This is a genomic window from Candidatus Poribacteria bacterium (assembly GCA_028820845.1).
Classification (GTDB): domain Bacteria; phylum Poribacteria; class WGA-4E; order WGA-4E; family WGA-3G; genus WGA-3G.
This window is the reverse complement of the sequence record JAPPII010000012.1, coordinates 14,003-38,200: the sequence shown is the minus strand read 5'-3', so window position 1 is coordinate 38,200 and position 24,198 is coordinate 14,003. Positions and strand designations below refer to the sequence as shown.

Below are 24,198 nucleotides of genomic sequence, written 5' to 3'. Positions count from 1 at the left end.
AGACTTGTTTTCTGCTGCAAGTGTCGTTATTGCGGGTTAGCGTTTTAGTTTGAGAGAGATCCGGTATCCCTCCAATCCGGGATCGGTATCAACAATTTTCTGTACCGCTTCAGCAGTCCGTCGTTTTGCAGGAAAATTATCGGCGTTGGCACATCGGAGTGCTACCCTTGCGCCGACTGCACTGGCGGCACGTAGATTCTCCAGTTTTACTTTGTCGAGTGTATCGTAAGCGGTATGTCCGAAGCCTCTGCCTGATGGGGGTGCTTCGGGGTCACCCATGTGGCATGAAGGTACGCCTTTGAGGAAAAATGGGAAATGATCGGAGTAGGAGTGTACCTTTTGCCCGACCGGCATTTCGGCGTGCATCTGCTGACGTGCGGTGTTGAAGAACGGTTCCAAAGCGTCCCAGCAGTGGAGAACGATACCTTTGCGACTCGCGCCGCCTGCTGCGTCCATATTCAGCATGAACCGGATATTGTCTAATTCCGATGCGTGTGCATCGACATAACGGAACGCGCCGGTGAGTCCAATTTCTTCAGTTCCGAAGGCGATGAACCGAACGGTCCGCTTAAGGGTATCGCCAGCGTAGGTGGATAGTGCGCGGGCGGCTTCTATGACGGATACCATTCCTGAAGCGGGGTCGTGTGCACCTTGGGAAATGTCGTGTCCGTCGTAGTGACATCCGAGAATTATCATCTCTTCGCTGTTCTCATGTCCGGGTAGATCGGCGACGACGTTCCATGAGGTACGCGGTTCGTTAATGTCGGTTGTCTTGAGGTTCAATGTGACGCTTCCGGACTCCCGCGCCATGAGTCGTTTTAGGAATTCGCCATCTTCTTTGCAGACGGATATTCCTGGGATGGGTGCTTCTTGATTGTTTTGGAGGCTCCCTGTTTCGGGGCCGACCCCTGGGTGTTCGCTAACGAAAATAAATCCGCATGCGCCAGCGAGGACGGCGCGTTCAAATTTCTCCTTGCGGTGGACCCATCTGCCGAGGTCTGGGGGTGAGGCACTCTGTGCCATAACCAGCCTCGCGATGGCGGTGTCGCCGAGTGCTTCATATTCTGCGGGACTTCCGTATCCGGCGGAGACGAGTTCGGTGGTGATGTCTCCGGCGGGGCAATAGGGAAGTGAGATACAATGGAGTGTTCGGCGAATCGGTTCAATCACTTCAAGGGTTGCGGTGCCGCGCGTCCAACCGGCATAAGGATATTCCTCAAGGGCAACATTTTGGAGTCCGTAACGTTTAAAGCAGTCGGCGATAAAGTTTGCGGCTTCGTATTCTTCAGGCGTGCCTGCGAACCTTGCGCCGTATTCATCGCAGAGGACTGTCAAATTTTCCATTGCCTCTTGCGAGGTGTAGATGTCACCGACCATCTGCTGGTCGAGCTGCAAATAGGGGTTCGTTTTGCTCATAAGTTTCGCTCTTCTCTTCTGGGATTTGTGGTATCGTTTCCATTCTTGCGTTGGCAATTTTTTTGAGTTGCCACGGATCAAGTATCTGGATGCGTCGAAACCTTTTCTCAAGGATTTTGTGTTGTTTGAATTGGTTGAGGAGTGTTTCCGTTTTTTCAACGGAACTGCCGATGAGTCGAGCCAATTTCTTTGTTGAGAGTTTGCGGAGGGTGCACTGCGACCCGTGACCGCCTAGTGTCTGATTGTGTTTCGGTGCATCGGCGTAATTTTGTAATAGAAACGCGAGCCGTGATGCTGGACTCCGAAACGCGATGTTTAGGAGTAGGTTGGTCTGTTCCGCACGTGATTTGCTACGCGATATTGTAGGATTAAAGTTCCTTAGTTTTGTAGGAAACCGAGAGATCCACGCATACAGGAATCTCTGTATGAACCAACCAAACGTCTTTGGTGGTGGCATCGCTAAGTGCGGCTTTCGTTTCAGGAAGAACTGGAAGTTCTGGATATTGACGGTACCGACAACAGCTTCCGTAAATGTCTCAGCGGTTAGGTTCGGGTGTGCTTTGTCTTCTTCCCATTGAACGGCACCAAAGATTTCGCCGGGTTCGAGAAGTTCTAAAGTTACGGGTTCCCCGTCAGGCGGCGTTTCGTAAATCTTGACGCGTCCCTCTTTGATCAGATAAACGCCTTCGGCGCAGAGCGGCTCGCCATTTTTCAGCGATTTAAAGGTTGTAATCTTTGCGAGCGCGTTTGCATCTGCCTCGATGAGGTCTTGGAAGATGTCTATCTGTTTAACGGACCAGAACCTTTCTGGCGTTTTTTGTTGTTTTACCATGTCAGGATCGTCCAGAGCGTGTAGTCTTTTGGTATTATGGACTGTGTTGGTTATGCGTTGGGCGTTTTTGGTTTTCTATGCCTTTAATTATAGCAGTGTGTTACTAATAAAGCAAACGAAATGTGGTTGTTGGTTGTTGGCGAATGGGTGTTGGTTTTTGTCTAAATCGGGATTTACAGGATTCAAAAATTGACAGGATCATACGGCGGTGAATATGGGTTAACGGAACGGTATATTTTAATCAATTAACGTAACGGCATATCTTAATCAATTTTCGTTAAAAATGTTACACTAAATGTTACACCTGTGTACCATTGGGTGTGTTGCCTGTAACGTTAGATAACCCAGTCATCGTAAGGGTTTGTTGATGTTTAATTTTCGATTTTTTTCTTGTATAAAAAAAATAATTTTGCGAAAAGTGTAACAATTTTGAGTGAGCGGTCAGCGGTCAAGGCGTTCTGCTGCGCTTCATTTTCAGCAGTCATTGGTTAACTATCAGTAATAAATTTCTGTGGTCCGCTGAAAAGGTTTGTGTTGGTTTCGGTGCCAGTATTTTTGTCGTTTGATACACTATTCACCTCTTTGGAAAGTCTTACGCTATATTATACTATTTTTGCTAACGGGTGTCAAGTAAAAATGGGTTATGGGTTGTGAGTTGTGGGTTATAGGTTGCCTGAAGCGCGGATGACGCGGCGTTGCGGATTTTGGAGGATATTAGGTGTATTGTTAGAATCAGGATTTGGAGGATTATTTTCATCATGACACATGTTGGTAGGGCCGTTCCCACGTTGAGACTTGGTTTTCGCTGAGGTTATGTCGGCGACACAGTTCCGCCTGTGAACTTTCACCGCTAAGGGCCTCAAGCACAACTTCTGCTTTAAACTTAGCAGTGAATTTTCTGCGTTTCGCCATCGGAATGCTCCTTTCAAATAGATTGTCATTGTAGCACAATCTTATATTAGAGAGTGGTCTAAATTTCCGGTGGCAGTACAGAAAATTATACAGGAAAGCCATTTAGCATGGCGTTTCACACGTCATATAAATACAGACTACAACAGATTTCATGTTGGGCAGACTTGTAAATTCTTTGCCTATGCTATAAACAAGAATGGGGCCCTTTACAAACCTTCTGCCATTGATGAGGATTTTTCTAAGTATACGTGGATATATAACCCATTAACGTTTACAGTGCACGAAATCACAAGCGAGTCTATAGAATATCTTATTGCAAAAACGTCTATCCCAAAACGCGTTCTTGATAAAATCATATTAGATCGTATACAAGAGTATCAACACTCCAAAACTAATGGACGGAATATAGATGATTTGGTTATAGAAACCCCACCATCCAAATCCATAACTCCTGAAATTCTTCAGCAATATAAATCTGAAGAAAATCAATGTAAAGAAAAAGCAAATCAGCAGAAATGGATTAACAGAAAAAAGTCTTTAATCAAACTAAAAGATTGGCTTATAGAAAGTAAAACAATTACTGCATTAATCACAGGCCTATTGACTGGTAGCGGGGGGCTATATGCTATCTTAAAATGGATTATTCCATTTTTTCAAAAATAAATGTGAGTCTACCGGTATAACTCATAAAGCTAATCGGAATTAGCCGTGAAACTCAATTTAACCAATCCCAAAACGACTTATTCCGTTTTTTTATTTTAATCCACAGTAAACTGGATCGCATCAAACCGACGCGCGACTTCTGCGACTTGTGGCTTGAGTGCTTCAGGACTCCCACCAGAAAGCCCAGCAACAATACAATCCGCAATGTCCGGTGCATCCGCAGGTGTCATCCCCCATCGCGTAACCTCCTGAACACCCATACGCAACCCAGACGTGCCGACCTCCGGCGGCAATCCCGCCGCACCCGCAATAATATGACACGCTTCCAAATGATTGGCGAGTGCACCACCCTCGCCATACTTATCTACAATCAGAATTAAGGTATGCGACTCCGTGAAACCGAGATCCGCACCCAGTATCGGAACACCGCGTTCCGCTAACGCGCCTCCGAGTGCTTTTGCGTTCGCAACGATCGCATCCGCTTGTGCCTCACCGCATTCCATCCACTCTATAAACGTCCCCGCTAATGCTGGAAGCCGATTCAGATGGTGATTGCTCATCAACAACGGATAAAGTCCCTTCGCAACCCGCTCAGCAATAGACGCATCGTTGGTTAGAATCATGCCGCCCTGTGGTCCCGCCAATGTTTTGTGAGTGCTGGAGATGATCACATCCGCCCCTTCATCAAACGGCGACTGAAACCGTTTACCCGCAATCAGTCCAATAACGTGCGAGGCATCGTAGATAAGATAGGCATCAGGATTCGCTTCGCGCATCGCCTGCTTCAGTTCTCGTACAGGTTGTGGAAAGAGAAATACACCGGAACCGACGTTAACGATACTCGGCTTGTATTCAGCAATTAGCGCAAGCGTTGCGTCGAGATCAATGTTTGAACGTTGTCCGTCCCACGGAATCGGAATCGATCGTAGTTCCACTTTGAGTGGTGAGGAGAGCAATTTTTCAGCATAGTGGTGTCCGTTATGTACCTCTAATGCCGTGTCCCCCGGTTTCGCTAATGCAAACGTTGTTCCAATCCCCGCAATGTTCCCTGATAGTGGACGGAAATCGACATACGCTGCGCCAAAGAGCTCCTTCGCTAACGCTTGCGTGTATACCTCTATTTCGGCAATATAACGGTTGCCTTTGTAATTGCGTTGGTAAAGGTCAGTGCCAGAATAATTCCCATACCGTCGCGCCAACCGTTCGTCGAAAAGTTCTTCTACCAACGGCGAAGGCGTATTCTCCGAAGCAATAAGATTCAGACAGGTATCCCGGTATGCTTGATGTTTATCGAGCAGTGAAGTGAGTTTTTGAACTTTTGGGTTATATGTCATTGAGAAGAAGCCTCCGTTTCGTCATGGAGCAAAGGACAGAGAAATCAGGGGCATTTAGTTTTCCAATAATTTGGGTCCGGAAGCCCGAACTTGTTCGGGAAAAAGCGCACTGTCCCGAACAAGTTCGGGCTTCCATTACAGTTAACCTTCACATAGGTAAACTTATCTCTTAAAACTAAATAGCCCTACAGAGAAATTACTTGACGTGCCATAAAAAATCAGTTACGATGAAGGAAAACAGACTGCAATGAGGAAATTATGCCAAAACCGACAGATATTCGTATCCTTGATGTTCATTACGACTTTGAAGAACACCAATACCGTACCCCCTTGAAGTTCGGCGGTGTTCCGACAGATCACTGTGTACTCTTTAACGTCCGCATGCGAGTTCAGACGCGCGACGGCAAAGAGGCAGAGGGCAAAGGCTCGATGCCCCTCGGTAACGTCTGGGCATTCCCACCGCGTTATGCCCCTTTCGACCAGAGCCTCGCCGCGATGAAAAAACTTGCCGAATTAGCGGTCAAAGTAACACAAGATTGCACATTATGCACACATCCCCTTGAACTCTCCGAAGTGCTTGAACCCGAATTTTTGCGAATCGCCGACGCGTTGTCCAACACCATGCAGCTCGCATCACCAATCCCCAAACTCTGCACCGTCGTTACAACGAGTCCTATTGACGCAGCAATTCATGACGGGTTCGGGAAAGCAAACGGCATTAATAGCTACAACGGCTTAGGCGAAGATTTTATTGAGGCAGATCTGTCACACTTTTTGAATGAACAATTCGTTGGAAAATATCTCGACCAGTATACTTCACGTCAACCGAAGTCGAACATGCCGCTTTATCATCTCGTCGGCGCACTCGATCCGCTTACCGATGCCGATATTGCCGAACGCCTCAACGACGGTCTACCCGAAACGCTTCCCGAATGGATTGTCGCTGACGGATTGACACACCTGAAGATTAAACTCAACGGTGACGATCTCCAATGGGACGTGGCGCGCGTCCTCGCAATCGATAAAGTCACCGCAGAAACACAGGCAAAACGCGGTATCAATACATGGCACTACTCCGCCGATTTCAACGAAACCTGTCAAGATGTTGAATATCTGTTGGCATTTCTCAGCCAGATTCAAGAAACAGAGCCCGCAGCTTTCCAACGCCTCGCTTACATCGAGCAGCCGACCGATCGGAATCTAAAGGCGCATCCCGAAAATAAAATGCACAAAGCCGCCGAGATAAAACCGGTGGTGATAGACGAATCGCTGACCGATTTTGAGACTTTTCTATTGGCACGAGAGCAAGGGTATTCCGGTGTTGCGCTCAAGGCATGTAAGGGGCAATCTCAGGCGTTGCTGATGGGTGCCGCTGCTGCGGAATACGATATGTTCCTCGCTGTTCAGGACTTGACGTGTCCGGGTGCATCTTTCTTGCATTCCGCTGGACTTGCTGCGCGCATTCCCGGTGTAACGGCTATTGAAGGCAACTCACGCCAATTCTGTCCAAGCGCGAACGACGGTTGGTGCGACGAATTTCCCTCAGTTTTCAACATCACTGAGGGCACTGTGGGAACACATGTTCTTACTGCACCGGGGCTCGGACACTAACATCCGCCCGCTCCGTTTCTGGATCGGTGACGGTGATATTCGTGACAACATTCCGCTGTTCAGGAAGCCGTACCGGAAAGTCCGCAATCACATCATTAATCAATTTTTTGATAATCTCTTTAACCGGGTCAAACGGTATACACTCAAGCACAACAATAGCGCGATGTTTTGATGGCGCGATGTTATACGTCAGTCCGTACTGGAGTCCGAGTTGCATTAACTCCGGCTCGACATTGATAGAAATCTGCCGACGTTCCTGCTCTGTGACGTAAAAACTATCAAGGATGAAGTGCGTGTGAACCCACGCTTCTCTCTCTTCAACGACTTTCATAATAGTATATTGTAATACCAACAACCAATTGTGTCAATCCTGTAAAAGCACTATAGATTGACGAATTGGGACTGTCCCCAACTCCTGAGCGCGCCCGTTGTGCCAACGAATTTGGAGATTGTCTACCCGCGTTGCCCTTCCCAATCCAAAGGTGAGACAGAGATCGTTGCCTGACAAATAACTCGCCCCACAGATAACCTCGCGCAGAAGCGTCATGCCGTCCGTCTCTACCTGAACTTGCGCACCGATCGCGTCGGTATTGCCATCTGTACCAACCAATTTCACCATTAGCCACGCGTTCGCATTGCCAACTGCATTGCTGAGAATAACTGCTGGACGGTTTGACTGGCACAAAACAACATCCACATCGCCATCCATATCTATATCCCCGAAGAGCATCCCACGGACGACATAAGGTGTTTTATCCAATCCAGCCTCAGCGGTAATCTCGGTAAAACCCATGTGGTTTTCTGGAGTACCCCCTTGATTGCGAAACAGTTGCACAGGCTGCGCGTAGTGCTGTTTTGCATCAATCTGTTCCACGTTATCCCAGATATGCCCGTTCCCAACGAGTATATCTAACCAACCGTCGTTATCAAAGTCAACAAAACGAGTACCGAAACCGAGTGCGTAGAAGGACGGATCGGCGAGATCTGTGTCAAATGTTACGTCCTCAAAGTAACCATCGCCATCGTTCTGCATAAGACAGTTCGCCTCCAACGCGAAATTCGTCACCCAAAGATCTATATCGCCGTCGTTATCATAATCGCCAGCGTCTATACCCATCGAGCCGTTTGCGAGTCCATCACCGTTATACGCAACACCGCGGCGCACGCCTTCCTCTTGAAAAGTCCCATCGCCTTGATTCACAAAAAGCGTATTCGGAGACATATCGTTCGCGACGTAGATGTCCACCCAACCGTCGCTATTCACATCCGTAAAGACGACACCAAGCCCACGCGTCGTCGGTTCATACACCCCTGCCGATTTTGTAACATCCGTGAACGTACCATCTCCATTGTTTCGGTACAATACATCGGCAATACCTTGATATTCGTTAGGACCACAATAGATACGCAAACTATTTTTGTAATAGCACGGGATATCGGTTTCCAACGCATATTCAACGTAGTTGCACACATAGAGATCAAGATCGCCATCCCGGTCAATGTCAGCAAACGCCGCACTCGCACTCAACAGTGGACACCCCACCTCCGCTTGCTCAGTTACATCTGTAAACGTGCCATCTCCATTGTTCCGGTATAACACGTTTTCCCCTAAGTTTGTCACGTATAGGTCGCGATACCCATCAGAATTGTAATCCGCAGCGACAGCACCGAGCCCATAGCCGGTATCACCAACATTTGCAGACGCTGTAATGTCAACAAAAATACCAGTATCGTTTCGGTAAAGTCGATTCTTAGGTAGAGATTCTGCTGACGGAGAGAGTGAATTGCCTTGAACGAGGTAGAGATCTAAATCGTCGTCGTTGTCAAAGTCAAAGAGTGCCCCACCACTGCCCATCGTCTCAACGAGTCGGCGTTCCGCAGAAAATCCGTTGACGTGCCGGAAATCAAGTTTCATCGCATAGGTTACATCGCGGAAATACGGATCAGCATCGCTGAGGTGTGGAAATACGAAAAGGAGAAAAGGCGTTAGTATGGAAGTCAAAAAACGGGACAGGTAGTGTTTGGGTTGAAACATGGTGATAGGCAGGTTATTCTTTTATCTCCGGGCGCGGCCGGACGACCCGAAACCCGATTGTATGTGTTGAATCCAAAGGATAGAATTTGAATCGCAAACCTGAACGGAGAAACGCGCGACCAACATCCCATGCACCCCCACGAATCACCCTCGCTCGAAGCACATCTCGAAAGCGGAGATTGAGCGGATTTCGGGCCACATTGCTACCACCTCGCTGATAGGCTGTTGGACTGTATTCATCGAGACACCACTCCCATACATTCCCAGCAAGATCGGCGATGCCGTCTGGTGATTCACCTTGCGGAAACTGTCCGACCGATACTGGACGGTTGTAGCGACGTGCGAAGTTGGCGTGCTGACGTGCCTTGGGTGGCGTGTTTCCCCATGGATATCTACGTGCCTCAGTCCCACGTGCAGCGCGTTCCCACTGTGCTTCGGTCGGAAGACTTCCGCCAATCCATTCCGCGAACGCCTGAGCGTCAAACCACGTCACACCCACAACGGGCTGCGTATCAGTGTTGAGCGTCTCATCCGCCCAAGTCTCCTCACTGTTATGCCCGCGCGGTGTCGGACGGTTCGTCGCTTCAACAAAGGCACGGTATTGGGCGTTAGTGATTTCATACCGCGAGACTTCATAAGCACTCAGATAGACCTGATGTTGCGGCAACTCCGCATCAAAGGTGTGCCGTTCAAGCATCGAACTCCGCAACTTCGCGTCTTCGTAAGCTGCTGCCGCTTCTTCAGAGGTTGAACCCATCAGAAACGTGCCTTCGGAGATAGAGATCCATTCTATTGTGGTGAGGACCTTTTGGGCAGTTTTACTGACTTCGGCAATAGCGAAATCACGACAGATCACAAGGATAAAGACAAGAATTGTGAAATAGGTGCATTTCATCTTAAGGCGGAAATCTGTTATTTCTCGTTAGAACTGCCCTTTTGAAAATTAAGTTTCCTTAAAGAGAACCATGTCCAGACTTCATCGAAATTATCGTCCTCACTGGAGTTACCCCCATAGAACACCTTGTAGTCCTCACCGGTGGTAACATTTAACCTACGGGCTATCTCAAAAATATCTTCCGCATGTCGTGAACTGTTTGGATCAGTAACACAGCACTTCAAAACATCTGGGGGTTTAGAAAGGTGTTCATCATATTGCAGGTAAGAATAACCCTTTAATATGCTTTTAAGGATATTAGGTGGATCCCACTCTTTCCAAGCAATCTTAACAATCTCGACTGCGGCTTCCTGCAAAACTTTCTCTAATTCGTTTCGAGAAATTCCGCAGAGCTCTTCATCCTCAAGCGTTGCGATAAAAATCCCTTTGCCCAAGTCTATAGGCAAACCGTTCTCTTCCATAGTGTGACCGCCGTTTAAAGCGTACCGAACCCTAGCGAAGCGAACGGGACCATGACCCTTTCTTTCAGGCATCTCTATCTTAAGGAATTTAATGAAATCATTACCTGGCACCTCTTTCAGGTCAACGCTACGAATCTCATACATGTTCATTATAGTCTCTCCTATGAAACAGGCAGATCTAATAGAGAAAATTCTACTTCAAAACGGTGCTTTACACAAAACGGAGGTATATAACCGTAAATTAACACTTCCACATCCCGTTGTGCATGTATAAGTGTCCTTAACTTCATCTCAAAATTGGACGAGAAATCTCCCGTCGGGTTAGGGACTTGAGATGTTTGCTTACTCAGACGATCTGCCATATATTCCATGTCAACAACCCCTCGTAAAGGTTGAGGTAAAACATGAACAACTTCTTTGGCCGGATCCAGTAAATTAAGCCCATGAGGCAGCGAATCATCAATCTCTATTTCATATATGTAGGCGGGATTGCCTGATGTTGGTTCTCTACTTACTACTAAATACTGCATAGTGCCATGCCACTGCGTAGGAGCGAGTGAGTGAAATATATGGACTGTTGATAGTTCCTGTTGCGACATGAGCTATCAATGCTTCGGTCGTCGGACCTGTTTCAGGTGAACGTGCGGTAAAACCGACTCGGCGAGAATCACGGCTATGCCAATGTGTACCAACCCCCGCACCTTTATAAAATGTAGCCATAAACCTTCTTTCAGAGTTACAACAAACAAATAATAGATATGAAATTTGTTTTTAAAAATACTGTAGCAACAGCTAACGACTATCCGACATGCTATGCCGTCGTTTCAAGTCACCCCAAGCAATCGGCAGCTTCGCACGCGGCGAAACATCAAACGGCACGAGAAGGTCTTCAAAATACTCAAACTGCGCAATCTGTTCGCCTTTGCCATCGCAAATACCGACGTATATCCCAACCTCAAGCGGTTCATCAAACTCTTGTTCAGTTTCACCGATGTCAATCCAAGTATCATTGGCTTTCCGTTTCCACCACGCCGTAAACGTATCCTTTTCACGCCGGAGCCGCATGTAGAGCTCCATTTCACCCGCTGGGTCTTGGAAATCCGGAACAACACCCACAAGTCCCTCACCCGCATCAAACTGCCGTTTCTGATATTGGATAACAGCATTGTTGCCGTTTGCGGGACCGCGACCCCAGAGTTTAATCGTCACCCACTCACCTTCGCGGCCTTGGCGATCCTTTGTTGTTGACGAGTAGGCAACGACCCCAGCAACAACACACGCATCTTCATAGTCCATGTACAGGTGCGTCTCTATGTCAAAATCACCTTCATGTTCTTGATAGAGCCGATTCGTTGTGTCTGAGGGCCAGAGATTACGATTCAGTTCACCCGTGACGTGAAGCCATCCGGCTTTTGTTTTCCCGAGATCCCATTCTTTCGGTTCAACATCTGCCACATCAGAGGTCTTCCATTTCCAATTCGGATTCTTCAAAGCATTTCCATCAAAAGGATCACCCAGAGACTCTGCCCCTTCAGTAGAAGTGCCATAAAGCACCACAAAACCAATAAAAAATAAAATAGCGGTGTACCTCAAATCTCACCTCCTCATAAAAGAACTGGCGGCATTAGAGCCGCCAGCAACTCAGAAAAACTACAAACAACTTTCGCGATTACTGTCCTTTGAGTTCACCCCACGTAACAGCGAGCCTGTCGCGCGGGTCAACCGGTGTCGCCGGGCTGGATGCCTCCAGGAAATAGTCAAAAGTAACAGTCATCCGACCCGTAGCACTCGCGCCTTCACAGATACCGACGTAGAGGCCAACCTCAAGCGGATCTTCGAGTTCGTTGGTCACTGTACTCACCGAGACCCAATCGCCTTCTGCATTCGGTTTGAACCACGACTCGTAATCATCGCCATCGCGCGCGACGCGGAGCTCAATCGGAATAACACCTTGGTCTGGGTTGTAGTCGACTTGTGTACCAACATATCCCAAAGCCCCATCATCATTCTGACGACGTTGGTATTGAAGCACCGCATTGTTGCCTTGCGCAGCACCACGGCCCCACAACTTCAATGTTACCCACTGACCATCACGGTCCTGGTGATCTTTTGTTGTCGCAGAATACACGATGATGCCTGCCACAGTACAAGCGTCGGCGTAATCAACAACCATTGACGTTTCAATGTCAAACTGTTGCTGATCCGTGATCTGATAAAAACGTGTAGATGTATCGTCAGTCCATACATTCTGATCGAAACCCGCTTCGGCAACCAGCAATCCATCTTGCAGCTCCCAAGGGCTCTTATCGCCATCCTTGACCTGCCAGAAGGACTGAAGGTCTTGACCCGTCCCCTGGAATTCATCGCTCATCAAGTTCTGGGCAAAAACACCAGGAATGAGACATACAGACAAAAGCAGTATTCCAACTATGCAAGTAATCTGTTTCATTACATACCCTCTCTGTTTTTTTGTACAGGACGATATTTGTTGGTATCCAAAGAGGATACTTTTCCTCTCAGATGACTTTTGGTTCGTCCGTACAGATAATTAGTTACGAAAGTATATTAACATATTGATTGAAAAAAATCAATTTTATTTTTTCCAACTTTCCAACTTCGGATTTGTAGCCTCAACTTTTAGTTTACGCCTTATAAGGAAACAAATCTAAAAAAATGCAGATCTCCTTGCAATTCGGGTTAAGACTATGTTAAAATTCAGAATTAATCCAAAACTCAGTCTGAATCGTAGATTATATCCTTTGGGAGGAGACTATGAAAGTAGGTATTAGGGACGGAATGTTACCCGTTTCGTTTGAAGAATCGTTTCAGAAAGCAAAAGAAATTGGGTTCGACGGTGTCGAAGTCTGCATGGGAGTCAACTACCGTGAGCATCTGCTCTGGCAGGATGGCGGTATCGACAAGGTAAACAGTTTAGCAGAAGCAGCCGGTGTCGAAATCCCCTCACTATCACCCGGTGGTTTTACTGCTTATTCGTTTATGCATCCGACTGATAGCACACGGAGCGAAGGCATCGCGAAGCTGCAATATCTCGCAGAGACCGCACCGCAACTCGGTGCGAAGGTGATCCTGGTACCGTTTTTTGGGAACGGTAAAATCGAGGACGACCACATCGACGCACCACGTTTCATAGACGGGTTGAAAGCCGCTGCCGAAACCGCCGAAAAATATGGCATCTCTCTCGCAGTGGAATCAACCTTAAGCGCAGAACAGCACCAAAGAATTATTGATAACGTCGGTTCATCAGCCGTTGGGGTCTACTATGACATGGGTAACGCCACCGGATTCGGTTACGACTCGCCAGCCGAGATTCGGAGCCTCGGTTCTGCTATTTCACAGATGCACATCAAGGATACAAGCGGCAATCACGCTGGCGAAGGCGATGTCGATTTCCCCGCAGTCTTTGACGCTACTCACGCTATTGGATACGACAGTTGGTTCGTACTGGAAACGCCCGGAAAAGATGATCCAGTGGCATCCGCAGCGAAAAACCTCAATTTCGTGAGGAATAACTTTTGAAGTAAGGTGCTACTTGGTATCCGAACCCGTTTCATAATGGAGAATCGGCATGAACAGTCCGAAAACAATGGTTCCACGCTCCGAAAGTAAGAAACTTCTGTCTCTACCAACGCGCGAAGCAGAACTACTCTTTCAAAGCTACGAAAAGCATCAACAATTAGAGATACTCTCTGCAACCCGTAACCCAAAATCACGCGAGCAGCTTTATTATCTCGTACCTGACTGTACCGAACTTATTCAGGAAAGTACTACCGAGGATGTACTCCAAGTCCTTGATACAATGCTCGGTACAGGACTCGCCTCGGTCCTATTGCCGTGCCTCTCAAACGAACAATTTGAGGAACTCCTTGACATCGCCGTTTGGCGGGATGGAAAACTTGATGAAGAGTCATTGGACCTCTGGCTTTTTGAACTTTCTGAATGCGAACGGGACGACCTCGGACGGTTCCTCAGAGAACTCGACCTCCGATTATTAGCAACCCTTCTCCACGGACGCATCACAGTCAAAAGTCAATACACCGCTATGTTCCTCGAAAATGAATTGATGGACCCAGGCTCGCCTGCAATTGACTATGCCGACGAACGCGCACGGGCAATTTGCGATGCCATCTGGGAAGCAGACCATGAGATTTTCGGAATACTTATCAACGAACTCGCTGATATTGATGCCGAGGGCAATGTCGAAGCTGAACTCGCTGCTGTTTTTGATGCCGCAAAAGCGGATAGAGCCGAACGCGTCCAGGCGCGTGATAAGGAAACCGGTATTGATGTCACCGAAGCCGATCTCATGGAAAAGGTCGATTTAGAATCACTTACGCTTGATGAGGATGACGACGACGATGCACTCGACAACAAAGACGAATAGATTCTCCCTTGTAGCGGATGCAACGCTTGATAGCCGTCTCTTCCTCGCACAGGCATTGGCACACGGAGATACTCTCGACGGCATTCCGCGTGAACAGGCGGATACGCTCTACCAGAACATCGCCGCTATTGCCCACAAACTCATCACAATGAAGACGAAAAACCTCTCGGATGAGTCGGCACTCCGAACGCACATTCAAACCGCATTTACGCTTACCAGTCTTGGATTAGAATACGGCAGCAAAGGCGATCTTGACAAAGCAGTTCGTCTCCTTCGCAAAAACCGGGTCGTCAAGTTCTTCCAAATCGGCAATACGTTAACAGAAAAGTTGTTAGAGAGAGCACGACATCTTTTGGACAACGGCGCAATCCTGCCCCCTACATCGGATGAAGAACGGATTCTCGGGGCAAACTACACGGACATGGAAACCGAAAGCATCCCAATCTATACACAGACGGAACTCGAATTTCTAAAGGCGTTGCTCACCTATAGGACAACGATTCGGACGCTTCAGGTAACAATCAGAGAGGCGGATTTTCCAAGAGCATTCATCCACTTGGCTGAGGTTGACACCATTGATCGGCAGCTGGCGTGCATCGAGAACCGATGCCACTACGTTCACGCCTTACCACAAGAAAATCTATTCGCGCTCGATCCGCCGCTTAGCATTTTCCCGAATCCTATTGAGCAGCTCACGCTTGGATTGATAGTTAACCTTGTGCTGTATCGTCAAATTGATTTCCAGTTAGACGCAGATACCCGGCAGGACTTCCACGAACTTGCTTACGTTGACGGTGAAATTCGACCTTCTCTCCGACAACAGCTGCTCGATTGGGTCTCGCAGTACCTTGAGCAAGGACATCAACCGGAGGCTGTAAGAACGTATGCTGTCTCCTATTGGGACGACTGCCTTCGGACTGAGGGGCAAAGAATCTCCGCTGAATAGATTCAGCGGTCAAGTGACCGTCGCTTTGCTTCTGTAATTGCCCTAAGTGCTCGCACAGTGCCCATGTCGTTCAACGCCCGTTCTGCCATGCGACGGAGATCTTGATCCGGTGAATTCAGTGCCTTAACCAATGGATCAACCGCTGGCGTGCCTATCCGAATCAAAGCACGGACGGTAAGTCGACGGACGTTCCACTCCGGATCGGTGAGGGAGGTGATGAGGGCTGGAATGATTGTATCCAGTGGTTTGCCGATTTCGCCTAACGCATAGGCGGCATTCAGTCGAATATCCGCTGACGGTGCTGCGGTTAAGGCATCAATAAGATACGGCACGGCGGGTTCACCTATACCCTGAAGCGCGACCGAACCGACAACGCGGACTGTCTCCTCTGGATCGGCGAGGGAGGTGATAATTGCAGGCACAACGCGAGCCGTCGGGGTCTTAATCTCGCTGAGCGTCCACACGGACATCTCACGAATCTGAGGATTTTCATGGGATAACCCTTGAATCAGGGCATCAATCGCCGCGGGGCCCATCTCGACTAAGGCTTCTCCTGCTTCAGTGCGACGAAACACTTCTGTGTCACCCAGTTGGTTAACAAATGCTTTTGCCCGTTGATCCTCTGATTGGCATGCCATCAAGCATAGAAACATGGAAAGTAAGAAAAAGCGTTTCATAGGTCATAAGTATAGCACAGTTCTCTGCTTTTTGCAAGTGAGGCTCTTAACCAATAACCAACAACTGACAACTAATAACCAGTAAAAGGAGAGGCGCGGACTTCGCCACGACGCGAAAACCGCCAATGAAAAATGCAATTAGAGACAGCGACATTTGGCGCAGGTTGTTTTTGGTGTGTTGAGGCAGTCTTTCTACAACTGAAAGGCGTTCATGAGGTCATCTCAGGATACACCGGCGGAACGACTGTCAACCCGACTTATCAGGCAGTATGTATGGGAATGACCGGCCATGCTGAGGTGATTCAGATTCAATTCGATCCGAGTGTTATCTCTTATGAAGAATTATTGGAAGTCTTTTGGCACACGCACGATCCAACAACCTTAAATCGCCAAGGTGCTGATGTCGGCACCCAATACCGTTCGGCGATCTTCTATCACACGGAAGAACAACAACGCATCGCTGAAAAATCTAAATCAGAAACGGACGCATCCGATTTGTGGAAGGCACCGATCGTTACGGAAATTACACCAAGCGATACCTTTTATTCTGCTGAAGATTACCACCAAAACTATTTTGAACTGAATCCAAGGCAGCCTTACTGTCAATTCATAATCCATCCGAAGATGCAAAAATTCACAAAAGATTTCAAGGACAAACTCAAAAATGACCAATAGACACATGCTGAAAACGTCCGTGATAAAACTCCTCCTCATCATCTCTTGTTTGAGCGTCGGCGATGCAATCGCCCAAGAAGCAACATCGCCGGTAGCCGTATCCGTTACAACAGCGAGACGCGGGACGATTGTTTCCGCTAAGCAGTACACTGGACATTTAGAACCACAAGCAGAAGTCCAAGTATTCGCCAATGTTTCGGGGAAAATTGTTGCATTGGGTGCAACAGTCGGACAAAATGTCGCGAAAGGCGATGTACTCGCAGAGACCGATTTGAGTGAAGCCACACTCGCTGTGATACGCGCAGAATCAGCACTGAGTAGCGCACAATCTCGACTCACGGCAACACAAGCAAACGCCCAAGGCCGCGTTGAGTCTCAGTTAGCCGTTGCACAGGAAACGCTAATGACGGCGCAGTCGCAGCTGACGGAAACGAAGTCACTTGCCGAGATGCGTATTCGGAATCAACTCGTGCAGGCAGAAGCGGCGTACCAAGCAGCTCAGGAATCCATCGAAAAATCGGAAACAAATGCAGAGCAGTCGTTGACACGGGCAAAAGTCGAACTCGACAAAGCACAGTTAGACTTTGAACGCACAAAGTCGCTTCATGAAAAACAGCACGTCAGTGATAGCGATTTTGAAGGAGTGGAAAACCGCTTGAAAGTCGCACAAACCCGCTACGAAGAAGCCGTCGTTACAGCAAACCAATTTCAGGAGGGTGCGAGGCATCCGTCCGTGGAAAGGGCAAAAGCAGAATTAGATGTTGCCCAGAAACTCGTGGAAATTCGTGCGTGGGAACGCGAGATCGCTTTAGCAGAATCAAAAGTTACACAAGCGCAGGCTGATTTCAGTGCAGCACAGAAACTGGTGGAAGCGAAATCGTGGGAACGTGAGATTGAAATCGCGAGCGCCTCGGTCCGTCAAGCCGAAGAACAACTTAAAATCGCGGGGGAACAATTGAGTGACGCTATCATTAAATCCCCGATTGACGGCGTTATCGCAACACGCCACTCAAATGTGGATGATTACGCGCTATCTGCCGCGTCACCTACGGGGAAACCGATATTTACAATAATCGGTGTTGATCGCCTCAAAGCCGTTTGGAGTATGCCAGTCGGGGATACACGTCGCATTAACACCGGCGAACTCGTTTTGATTTCCACGAACGCTGGCATTCAAAATATTGTCGGCACGATTGACTTTATCAGTCCAACGGTTGATCGTGAAAACAACACAGTGCTTGTCCAAGCAACCGTACCGAACGCCGCCGGATCCCTCTCTCATAATAGTGGTCTGAAACCGGGGGGCACAATCACAGTTTCCATCAAAACAGGCGAACGCAAAAACGTACAATTACTCCCCATGCGCGCCGTCTTACACATTCAGAACGGAAGCGGGACTATCTTTACTGTTAGGGAAAATGCAGCGCACCGAGAACAGATAAATGTTGGTGCTGTTTATGGTGGGGAAATCGAGATTACCTCAAGACTTATCAACGGAACACAAGTGATTGTGAGCGAACAACACCGGTTACAAGAAGGAACACCGGTGTCTATTATTCGTGAATAAAGACGCACCGTAGACTGGTTTTTTAATGGACCCAGTAGGTGCGGTTTCCCAACCGCACCGTTTTTTGTCAGAATAAGGTAGCCCCGACACCTATAGTTGCGGACAAGTTACTTCAACTCATCCTCGGAAATATCGTCGATGCCGGTGAGACTGGCGAGTTTTCCAGAGTATTCCCAACCGCCCTCTTGTACCTTGAGGCTTTTGATCCGGTCAATGACCGCCTTGCGGTATCCCGGGGAAAGGCGAATGACTTTGTGGAACTCGTCCTCCTTAAGTCCGAATTCTGCCCGGATTGTTTTCCATGCCAAGGGTCTCGAACCCGTTGTGTTAATCCGGAGCACCGCGATCTGAACCGCAAGTTTATCGCGATCAGCCTCGGTGGTCTCCTTCACATAACGGTCAGCGATGCTCAGTCTGGGCTCGCGAACCTGGCTTACAGCACCCTGAGGTTCTAAAACTGTGACAAACTCACTTGCTGCAGTTTCGTAAATCCCTTCGACGCTCTCCGTCAGGGGTTCAACGGTAATTTCCTCAAGTTTGGTTGAAATGTTGTTTTCACGCAATATGAGCTCATTGTCTACATTTACTTTCTCCGATATTGACTCCCAAATTTGTTCAATAGACTGTTCATATTGAAAGGCTGGAGAATTCTCTGCTTCCTCTCTGAGCCTCTTTCCATTATAATAAGTTACAGACTCTTCCAATTGTTTTCCAGAGGACTGCAAAAGTTTGATACCCATCTTTTTTTGTTCAAGATATTGTAACTCCTCAAGAATAACAAGTCCTGTTTCAACCTCCAATTTTTTCATATTTAATGCGTCATAGATATTTTCATAGTTAATAAAATCATCATTTGCCTCCGCGAGCTTTTGCAATTCTTTGTAGAGTTCTCTTATCGTTTCATCCTTTGGACACCCTTCAATATTTTGTTTACTTTCGTAGATGAGATGCAAGTACACATTTCTTGTTGATGTAAAAGCAGGTTGACACCGTTCACAGAATATATCTAAACTCGGAACAAGATGGCAGAAAACGAAATGTTCAAAAGGGTGTGATGATGTCAACGCAGAGAAGGTCGCATTTGACACCACAGCAGTTAACTCATCATTCTCAAGTTTTTCCAAAATCTCTTTTTCTTCCGCCTCAGTCATAGTTTCATAGAATTTTTCGATCACACCTGCTTTTTCTGGTAAAACATCTGTCAACAACTGATTAACCTTTTCTTTACTTTGGACATAGATAAGCGTGGGGCGTTTTTGTTCTAATAGATTTGAAAGGTAATTCTGTTTATCTGTACCGCGTCGATCAAGTATGCGGACAGAAGAATCCGTATCAAACGTAGGAAATATAGGTCGAATTTCTGATGTCAACGTTGCCGTCGTGAATAGGTCTGGCATAGCTGCAAGACGCGTCATAATATCCTTATTCTCGGCTTGTACAGCTGCGAGTTGGTCTAATACAATTGCCAACTCTGATTCGGTTTCCTTTAGTCTCTCATCTGTAGTTTCCAGACGCTTTTTATACCCCGCTTGTGCTGCTTCGGATTCTTCTAAACGTTTTTCCACGCCTGCCACGTCACTTTTAAGTTTGTTATGCCTCTCCTTCGCACTCTTCACCTGCCTATCTAATTTCTTACGTTGTTTCTCTTTTTCACCTATGTCTTGCAGAAGCACCGCGTTTTTTTCTTTATATTCGTTTTTCTCTGATGCCACAGATGCTAAGCGTTTCTCCGCTTCCGCAAGCGATTTTTTATATTCGGCACTGTCTTTTTCTGCTTTTTCGAGACGTTCTACAGTATCATCAGAAAAGAGCTCATCCCGGATAGCCTCAACTTCACGCTGTTTGTCAGAACTCTTGATTTTACGAAGCACCTCAGCAATAAGAAAAAAATATGCCCGAGTGCCTTCGGAATCAGCAGCTCCTTCATCTGGGTGTGCCCAACTCTGGTCCCGACAGTCCTTTATAAGCCAAAGCTGATTCCCAAACCCCTTGTCGTCGTCAAGTGGTTGTTTAAAAATATTTTCCCAATTACGAGTAACAAGCAGTGGAAAGTCATCAATGTCAATTATAGATTTTATGTCCTTGCCTGCGTTCAAAGCACTATCAATTGCATCCGCCCGCCAATCACTCACAGACTCAATAACCACGTCTTCAACCGTCGTCCCCGGAATCTGCCGTAAATGCAAGATAATAAACCCGCGCATGCAAGTACGATATATGTTTAGTGCTTTATTAAGTGCTTCTTGGTTGGAGTAATCCGGCGTGCTCACGTCCACAACCTCCACAGATATTTTCTCTTAGCATATCACCTTCCGACCGATGCGTCAACCCTAAATCAAAAAAAACCCTGCAGAAGAGGTTTCCAATCCCGTCAATCCTGTTATAATCCTGTAAATCCTGCTTCAGACAGACACCCGCCGCAACACATACACCCGAATCTGCTCCCACTTCCGTTTAGAGCGATGCGTCGCAACCCGCCTGTTAAAGGAAGTGTCCACCTTAAAACCAGCTTCCGCAATTATCGCTTCAAGATTATTAATTACCCTCGGTCCCGATGCATCAGCATAACCCAATAAAACCGTCCCATCAGGCTTCAAGAAATCTGACACCTGCGAAAAAAAGCGTTTCACCGTCTCCTGCTTCTCATCGTGAATAGCGAGCTCAGCACGCGTGCGAACACGGGCAACAACCCACGGCGCATTAAAGATAATCGCATCAAACCGATGTGAGGGAAAAGGATCAAATAGGTCACCCGGGGGCATGACGTGTACAGCGTCTGAATCTGTGAGAAGTCGTTGAAGGTTCAACTTCGTTGTCGCAACCGCTTCGGGAAGCAGATCAGATGCATATATTTCAACCTGTTCCCCCAATTCCTGTCGCGCCAACAAGGTCAAACACCCACTTCCACACCCAATATCCGCAACTATAGCAGGCGCGTCTTGACGGACATATTGCAACGCTTCTTGAAAACATTCAATCGTCTCCTGCGAGCGCGGCGCAAGGACATTCTCGGAAGCCACAAGCGAAGCATCAAGCGCAGGAATAGGATACGTATCCGCCAGCGCATTCTGAATCTGTTGGATTTTTGTCAGAGATAGGAGAAAAGGTTTTCCTTCGTTCGCGCCAGGAGGTTCACCGGCAAGTTCCAATAGGTAGGGGAGAACAAATGGTGGTTCAACTTGTAATATTCCGTCCGCATCCGCCCAACACATGAGGCGCGCTAAGGCTGCTTGCAAAGCACGGTTTGTAGATCTTCCGCGCGATTCTTTTCGATCACGTGATTTGACTTCACGCTGCGATTGTTGGACTAAATCCTGTTTGTGGCGTTGGATATAGTCCATAACAGCCGTAATCTGTTCCCATTGTCCTTCTACAACCGCAACGCCGCCGTGTCGGATATGTGTAAAAATCCGATTGAGATGTCTCAAGTCCTGATGCGCGAACAACTTGACGCGTGCCCGCGCGAAAACAGCCTCTCGACATTCAAGAGGAACATACAGTTCGCCGATATTACTAACGGAATAAAAAACACTGGAAGACTGGAAAACTGGAAGATTGGGGGAAGAGGTTTTTCTTTCATCCTTCCTTGTTTTCGACCTGCCAATCCTGCCCTGCTTCCAACCTGCTCCTGCTTCCATCCTTCTACTCTTCCATCCTTACCTACAGCATTACCAAATTATTTAGCGAATCGCTACAATCTCGCCAGTCCTAATCGATTCCGCCTCTTTATAGCATAACAACAACGCGTCCCTTGCACCGACCCCTGACAGTGCCGCCGGTTCGTTTTCCCAATCAATCGCGTCAACAGCGTATTGAAGTTCAGCAGTAAAAGCATCAATCGGATCAACATCTCCCAAATCCACCTGTTCGACCTCTCCTTCGTCATTCAGAAGTGTCAACGGCACTGCAGTAGACGCTTCACCCGCCAATGTCGAGAAATCATAAAGCAGTGTGGCATTTTCGAGATAGATTTCAAACCCGTGCGAGAAAGCACGTCCACGCTGCGTTGCCCCGCCAGATGAACAACTCACGGAAATATCTTTATCGTTGTAGATGTACTGTGTCGTCAAATACTCCACATAGTTAGCACCTACAAGTTTACCTTGCGAAAACACAGCGTCGGGAACGCCACAGAGCAATTGAATGAAATGCGTGTCGTGGATGTGCAAATCAATCCCCGGACCGCCACTTTTTGCGAGGTCATCGATATTTCGTGGCCTCCCCGGTCTGGAGGTGATACGTTTGAAATGTGCACCGAGCAATTTGCCGTATTTTCCTTCCTCGACCACCCGCTTCGCATACGCATATTCAGCGAAGAAAGGTAACACATGCGCCACCATCAGAAAACACGGACTTTGTAGCGCAGCCTTCCGCTCCACGCCTATCTTTTCCGCCAGTTCAACAAGCTCATTCGCATCGTCCATAGAGATTGAGATCGGTTTCTCAACGAGCGTATGTTTCCCAGCTGCAAGGGATGCCATACTGACAGATTTGTGGAGATGTGTCGGCAGACAAATATCAACCAAATCGACCTCTTCATCCGCAAGGAGCTCGTCAATCTCACTATATTTCCGGACGTTCGAGAGATCTTCCATACCCCCGCGGGGTCCAAAATTGCCCTGAATACCCGTCCAATCACCAGATAGTTTTTTCGGGTCGCGTGTGCAAATAGCAACCACTTCGGCACCGGTGGCACGCTGAATCCCATAGTAGTGGATCATGCCCATAAACCCGATACCAATAATTCCGATTTTTACCATTTTTTTCTGTCCCTATAGAAAAGGCACAGGTACTTCCCATTTTTTAAGGCTAACACCTGTGCCGTTCAACGTTTAGGACTTACACCCTCCGTAGGTGCGGTTTCTAACCGCACCGTTCCCGTAGTATGTAGCGTCTCTGACGTAGCAAGATAACTCTCTCAGCGCAATTTTGCGTCTGCCCTGATTTTTACGAAATTCTATGTTTAGCGACCAATAGTTGTCCGCTTAACATTGCCCCATGTTGTCGCAGCTTTATCAAGCGGCGAAACTGCGAGGAACCCTTCATTCATTATCTCACCAATCTCATCCTCACTCAGCGCACGCCGCCAAATAGCCGCCTCATCAATAGAACCGTTCTCGAAGGTATAATTCGGTCTGTCCTTAGAACATCCAATTCGCAAATCCTGGTCATTCGTGCCTTGGAAGTCAATCTTCTGGTCTTGCTCCGCTGCGACCTCACCATCCACATAAACCTTCATGGTTGCACCGTCATAAGTACCAACGACGTGATACCACGTATCCGTGTCCAATCCGTGTGGTTGACTTAATGTCGGTCTGGCGTTCCCCGTACCTAAGAACATATTGAAGTTCGCGCCGCCGTTAAAAGCACCGATACCGTAAGAACTGTGTTCGCCGCCGTTATGACAATTTTTATCGAACCACTGTGCATCCGTATTCCAACTTTCTTGATAAATCCACGCAGCCATTGTAATCTCGCCGGTGATTTTCAGTTCATCAGACGCAGGAACATTCACACAATCCATCCCCAGGGCAGTGATATGAATTGCTTTCCCGTATTTGCCATCCACAAAATCGGTATTCGCAATAACATCGGCATCAAGTCCATTGCCAGAATCATCAAGGATCGTCTTGCCATTAACATTGTCAAACGTGAAGTAAAGGACCAGCCCTTCCGCTAAATCTGCTGTAGCATAACCTACTGCTATAAACATCAGAGCGCAGCATAACGCTACGTAACTAAATATCCGTTTCATTCTATCCGTCCTCCTGT

Annotated in this window: 24 protein-coding genes; 7 read left to right on the top strand and 17 right to left on the bottom strand. The window is 47.6% G+C overall.

Annotation, left to right across the window (positions count from 1 at the left end; translation table 11 throughout):
• Positions 1-36: 36 nt before the first annotated feature.
• From OXN25_02920 to OXN25_02910, 3 genes are all read right to left on the bottom strand, one after another.
• Positions 37-1,416, bottom strand: a complete 1,380-nt coding sequence (locus OXN25_02920; protein ID MDE0423804.1) for a M28 family peptidase — start codon at positions 1,414-1,416, stop codon at positions 37-39.
• On the bottom strand, positions 1,367-2,248 hold the full coding sequence (locus OXN25_02915; GenBank protein MDE0423803.1) for a Crp/Fnr family transcriptional regulator: 882 nt from the start codon (positions 2,246-2,248) through the stop codon (positions 1,367-1,369). Before OXN25_02915 ends, OXN25_02920 begins: the two co-directional genes overlap by 50 nt.
• A gap of 756 nt (positions 2,249-3,004) precedes the next feature.
• Positions 3,005-3,160 (bottom strand): transposase, encoded by a 156-nt coding sequence (locus OXN25_02910; protein MDE0423802.1) that lies wholly within the window; start codon positions 3,158-3,160, stop codon positions 3,005-3,007.
• 69 nt (positions 3,161-3,229) lie between these two features.
• Between OXN25_02910 and OXN25_02905 the strand changes: the two genes are divergently transcribed.
• Positions 3,230-3,823: a hypothetical protein gene (locus OXN25_02905; GenBank protein MDE0423801.1), complete on the top strand. Its 594-nt coding sequence runs from the start codon at positions 3,230-3,232 to the stop codon at positions 3,821-3,823.
• 95 nt (positions 3,824-3,918) lie between these two features.
• Here the strand turns inward: OXN25_02905 and OXN25_02900 are convergent, their stop codons facing one another.
• Positions 3,919-5,157: a serine hydroxymethyltransferase gene (locus OXN25_02900; GenBank protein ID MDE0423800.1), complete on the bottom strand. Its 1,239-nt coding sequence runs from the start codon at positions 5,155-5,157 to the stop codon at positions 3,919-3,921.
• 258 nt (positions 5,158-5,415) lie between these two features.
• On the opposite strand from OXN25_02900, the gene OXN25_02895 reads away from it, so the two are divergent.
• Positions 5,416-6,768, top strand: a complete 1,353-nt coding sequence (locus tag OXN25_02895; GenBank protein MDE0423799.1) for a mandelate racemase/muconate lactonizing enzyme family protein — start codon at positions 5,416-5,418, stop codon at positions 6,766-6,768.
• Here the strand turns inward: OXN25_02895 and OXN25_02890 are convergent.
• The 8 genes from OXN25_02890 to OXN25_02855 form a co-directional block, all read right to left on the bottom strand.
• On the bottom strand, positions 6,743-7,099 hold the full coding sequence (locus OXN25_02890; protein ID MDE0423798.1) for a hypothetical protein: 357 nt from the start codon (positions 7,097-7,099) through the stop codon (positions 6,743-6,745). The two genes, OXN25_02895 and OXN25_02890, sit on opposite strands and share 26 nt — an antisense overlap.
• 33 nt (positions 7,100-7,132) lie before the next feature.
• Entirely contained in the window at positions 7,133-8,803 is a 1,671-nt protein-coding gene (locus tag OXN25_02885; GenBank protein MDE0423797.1) for a CRTAC1 family protein, read from the bottom strand.
• Positions 8,804-8,816: 13 nt separating this feature from the next.
• Positions 8,817-9,698, bottom strand: a complete 882-nt coding sequence (locus OXN25_02880) for a formylglycine-generating enzyme family protein (GenBank protein ID MDE0423796.1) — start codon at positions 9,696-9,698, stop codon at positions 8,817-8,819.
• 17 nt (positions 9,699-9,715) lie between these two features.
• Positions 9,716-10,309, bottom strand: coding sequence for a hypothetical protein (locus OXN25_02875; protein ID MDE0423795.1), 594 nt, complete (start codon positions 10,307-10,309; stop codon positions 9,716-9,718).
• Positions 10,310-10,320: 11 nt separating this feature from the next.
• On the bottom strand, positions 10,321-10,689 hold the full coding sequence (locus OXN25_02870) for a hypothetical protein (protein MDE0423794.1): 369 nt from the start codon (positions 10,687-10,689) through the stop codon (positions 10,321-10,323).
• Positions 10,667-10,879 (bottom strand): hypothetical protein, encoded by a 213-nt coding sequence (locus OXN25_02865; GenBank protein ID MDE0423793.1) that lies wholly within the window; start codon positions 10,877-10,879, stop codon positions 10,667-10,669. The genes OXN25_02870 and OXN25_02865 overlap by 23 nt, the downstream gene beginning before the upstream one ends.
• 72 nt (positions 10,880-10,951) lie before the next feature.
• Positions 10,952-11,752 carry a hypothetical protein gene (locus tag OXN25_02860; GenBank protein ID MDE0423792.1) on the bottom strand — a complete coding sequence of 267 codons (801 nt, stop codon included), beginning with the start codon at positions 11,750-11,752 and terminating at the stop codon, positions 10,952-10,954.
• A gap of 76 nt (positions 11,753-11,828) precedes the next feature.
• Positions 11,829-12,608, bottom strand: a complete 780-nt coding sequence (locus tag OXN25_02855) for a hypothetical protein (protein ID MDE0423791.1) — start codon at positions 12,606-12,608, stop codon at positions 11,829-11,831.
• Positions 12,609-12,931: 323 nt separating this feature from the next.
• On the opposite strand from OXN25_02855, the gene OXN25_02850 reads away from it, so the two are divergent.
• From OXN25_02850 to OXN25_02840, 3 genes are read left to right on the top strand one after another with little or no spacing between them, the layout of a single operon-like run.
• Positions 12,932-13,696 carry a sugar phosphate isomerase/epimerase gene (locus OXN25_02850; GenBank protein ID MDE0423790.1) on the top strand — a complete coding sequence of 255 codons (765 nt, stop codon included), beginning with the start codon at positions 12,932-12,934 and terminating at the stop codon, positions 13,694-13,696.
• A 49-nt stretch (positions 13,697-13,745) separates the two neighbouring features.
• On the top strand, positions 13,746-14,561 hold the full coding sequence (locus OXN25_02845) for a DUF6178 family protein (GenBank protein ID MDE0423789.1): 816 nt from the start codon (positions 13,746-13,748) through the stop codon (positions 14,559-14,561).
• The gene (locus OXN25_02840) at positions 14,536-15,507 is read left to right on the top strand and encodes a DUF6178 family protein (protein ID MDE0423788.1); all 972 of its coding nucleotides are present in this window, start codon (positions 14,536-14,538) and stop codon (positions 15,505-15,507) included. The genes OXN25_02845 and OXN25_02840 overlap by 26 nt, the downstream gene beginning before the upstream one ends.
• Positions 15,508-15,509: 2 nt before the next feature.
• Here OXN25_02840 and OXN25_02835 read toward each other — a convergent pair whose 3' ends face one another.
• Positions 15,510-16,145 (bottom strand): HEAT repeat domain-containing protein, encoded by a 636-nt coding sequence (locus tag OXN25_02835; protein ID MDE0423787.1) that lies wholly within the window; start codon positions 16,143-16,145, stop codon positions 15,510-15,512.
• Between the two features lie 171 nt (positions 16,146-16,316).
• On the opposite strand from OXN25_02835, the gene msrA reads away from it, so the two are divergent.
• Together msrA and OXN25_02825 are read left to right on the top strand one after the other, a co-directional pair.
• The gene (gene msrA, locus OXN25_02830) at positions 16,317-16,859 is read left to right on the top strand and encodes a peptide-methionine (S)-S-oxide reductase MsrA (GenBank protein MDE0423786.1); all 543 of its coding nucleotides are present in this window, start codon (positions 16,317-16,319) and stop codon (positions 16,857-16,859) included.
• On the top strand, positions 16,849-18,426 hold the full coding sequence (locus tag OXN25_02825; GenBank protein MDE0423785.1) for an efflux RND transporter periplasmic adaptor subunit: 1,578 nt from the start codon (positions 16,849-16,851) through the stop codon (positions 18,424-18,426). Before msrA ends, OXN25_02825 begins: the two co-directional genes overlap by 11 nt.
• A 107-nt stretch (positions 18,427-18,533) precedes the next feature.
• On the opposite strand, the gene OXN25_02820 is transcribed toward OXN25_02825, so the two are convergent.
• From OXN25_02820 to OXN25_02805, 4 genes are all read right to left on the bottom strand, one after another.
• Positions 18,534-20,696: a hypothetical protein gene (locus OXN25_02820; GenBank protein MDE0423784.1), complete on the bottom strand. Its 2,163-nt coding sequence runs from the start codon at positions 20,694-20,696 to the stop codon at positions 18,534-18,536.
• 132 nt (positions 20,697-20,828) lie between these two features.
• A complete protein-coding gene (locus tag OXN25_02815; GenBank protein MDE0423783.1) occupies positions 20,829-22,064 on the bottom strand; it encodes a class I SAM-dependent methyltransferase in 1,236 nt (411 codons plus the stop codon).
• Between the two features lie 42 nt (positions 22,065-22,106).
• Positions 22,107-23,186: a Gfo/Idh/MocA family oxidoreductase gene (locus OXN25_02810; protein MDE0423782.1), complete on the bottom strand. Its 1,080-nt coding sequence runs from the start codon at positions 23,184-23,186 to the stop codon at positions 22,107-22,109.
• Positions 23,187-23,389: 203 nt separating this feature from the next.
• The gene (locus OXN25_02805) at positions 23,390-24,181 is read right to left on the bottom strand and encodes a LamG domain-containing protein (protein ID MDE0423781.1); all 792 of its coding nucleotides are present in this window, start codon (positions 24,179-24,181) and stop codon (positions 23,390-23,392) included.
• Positions 24,182-24,198 lie beyond the last annotated feature (17 nt).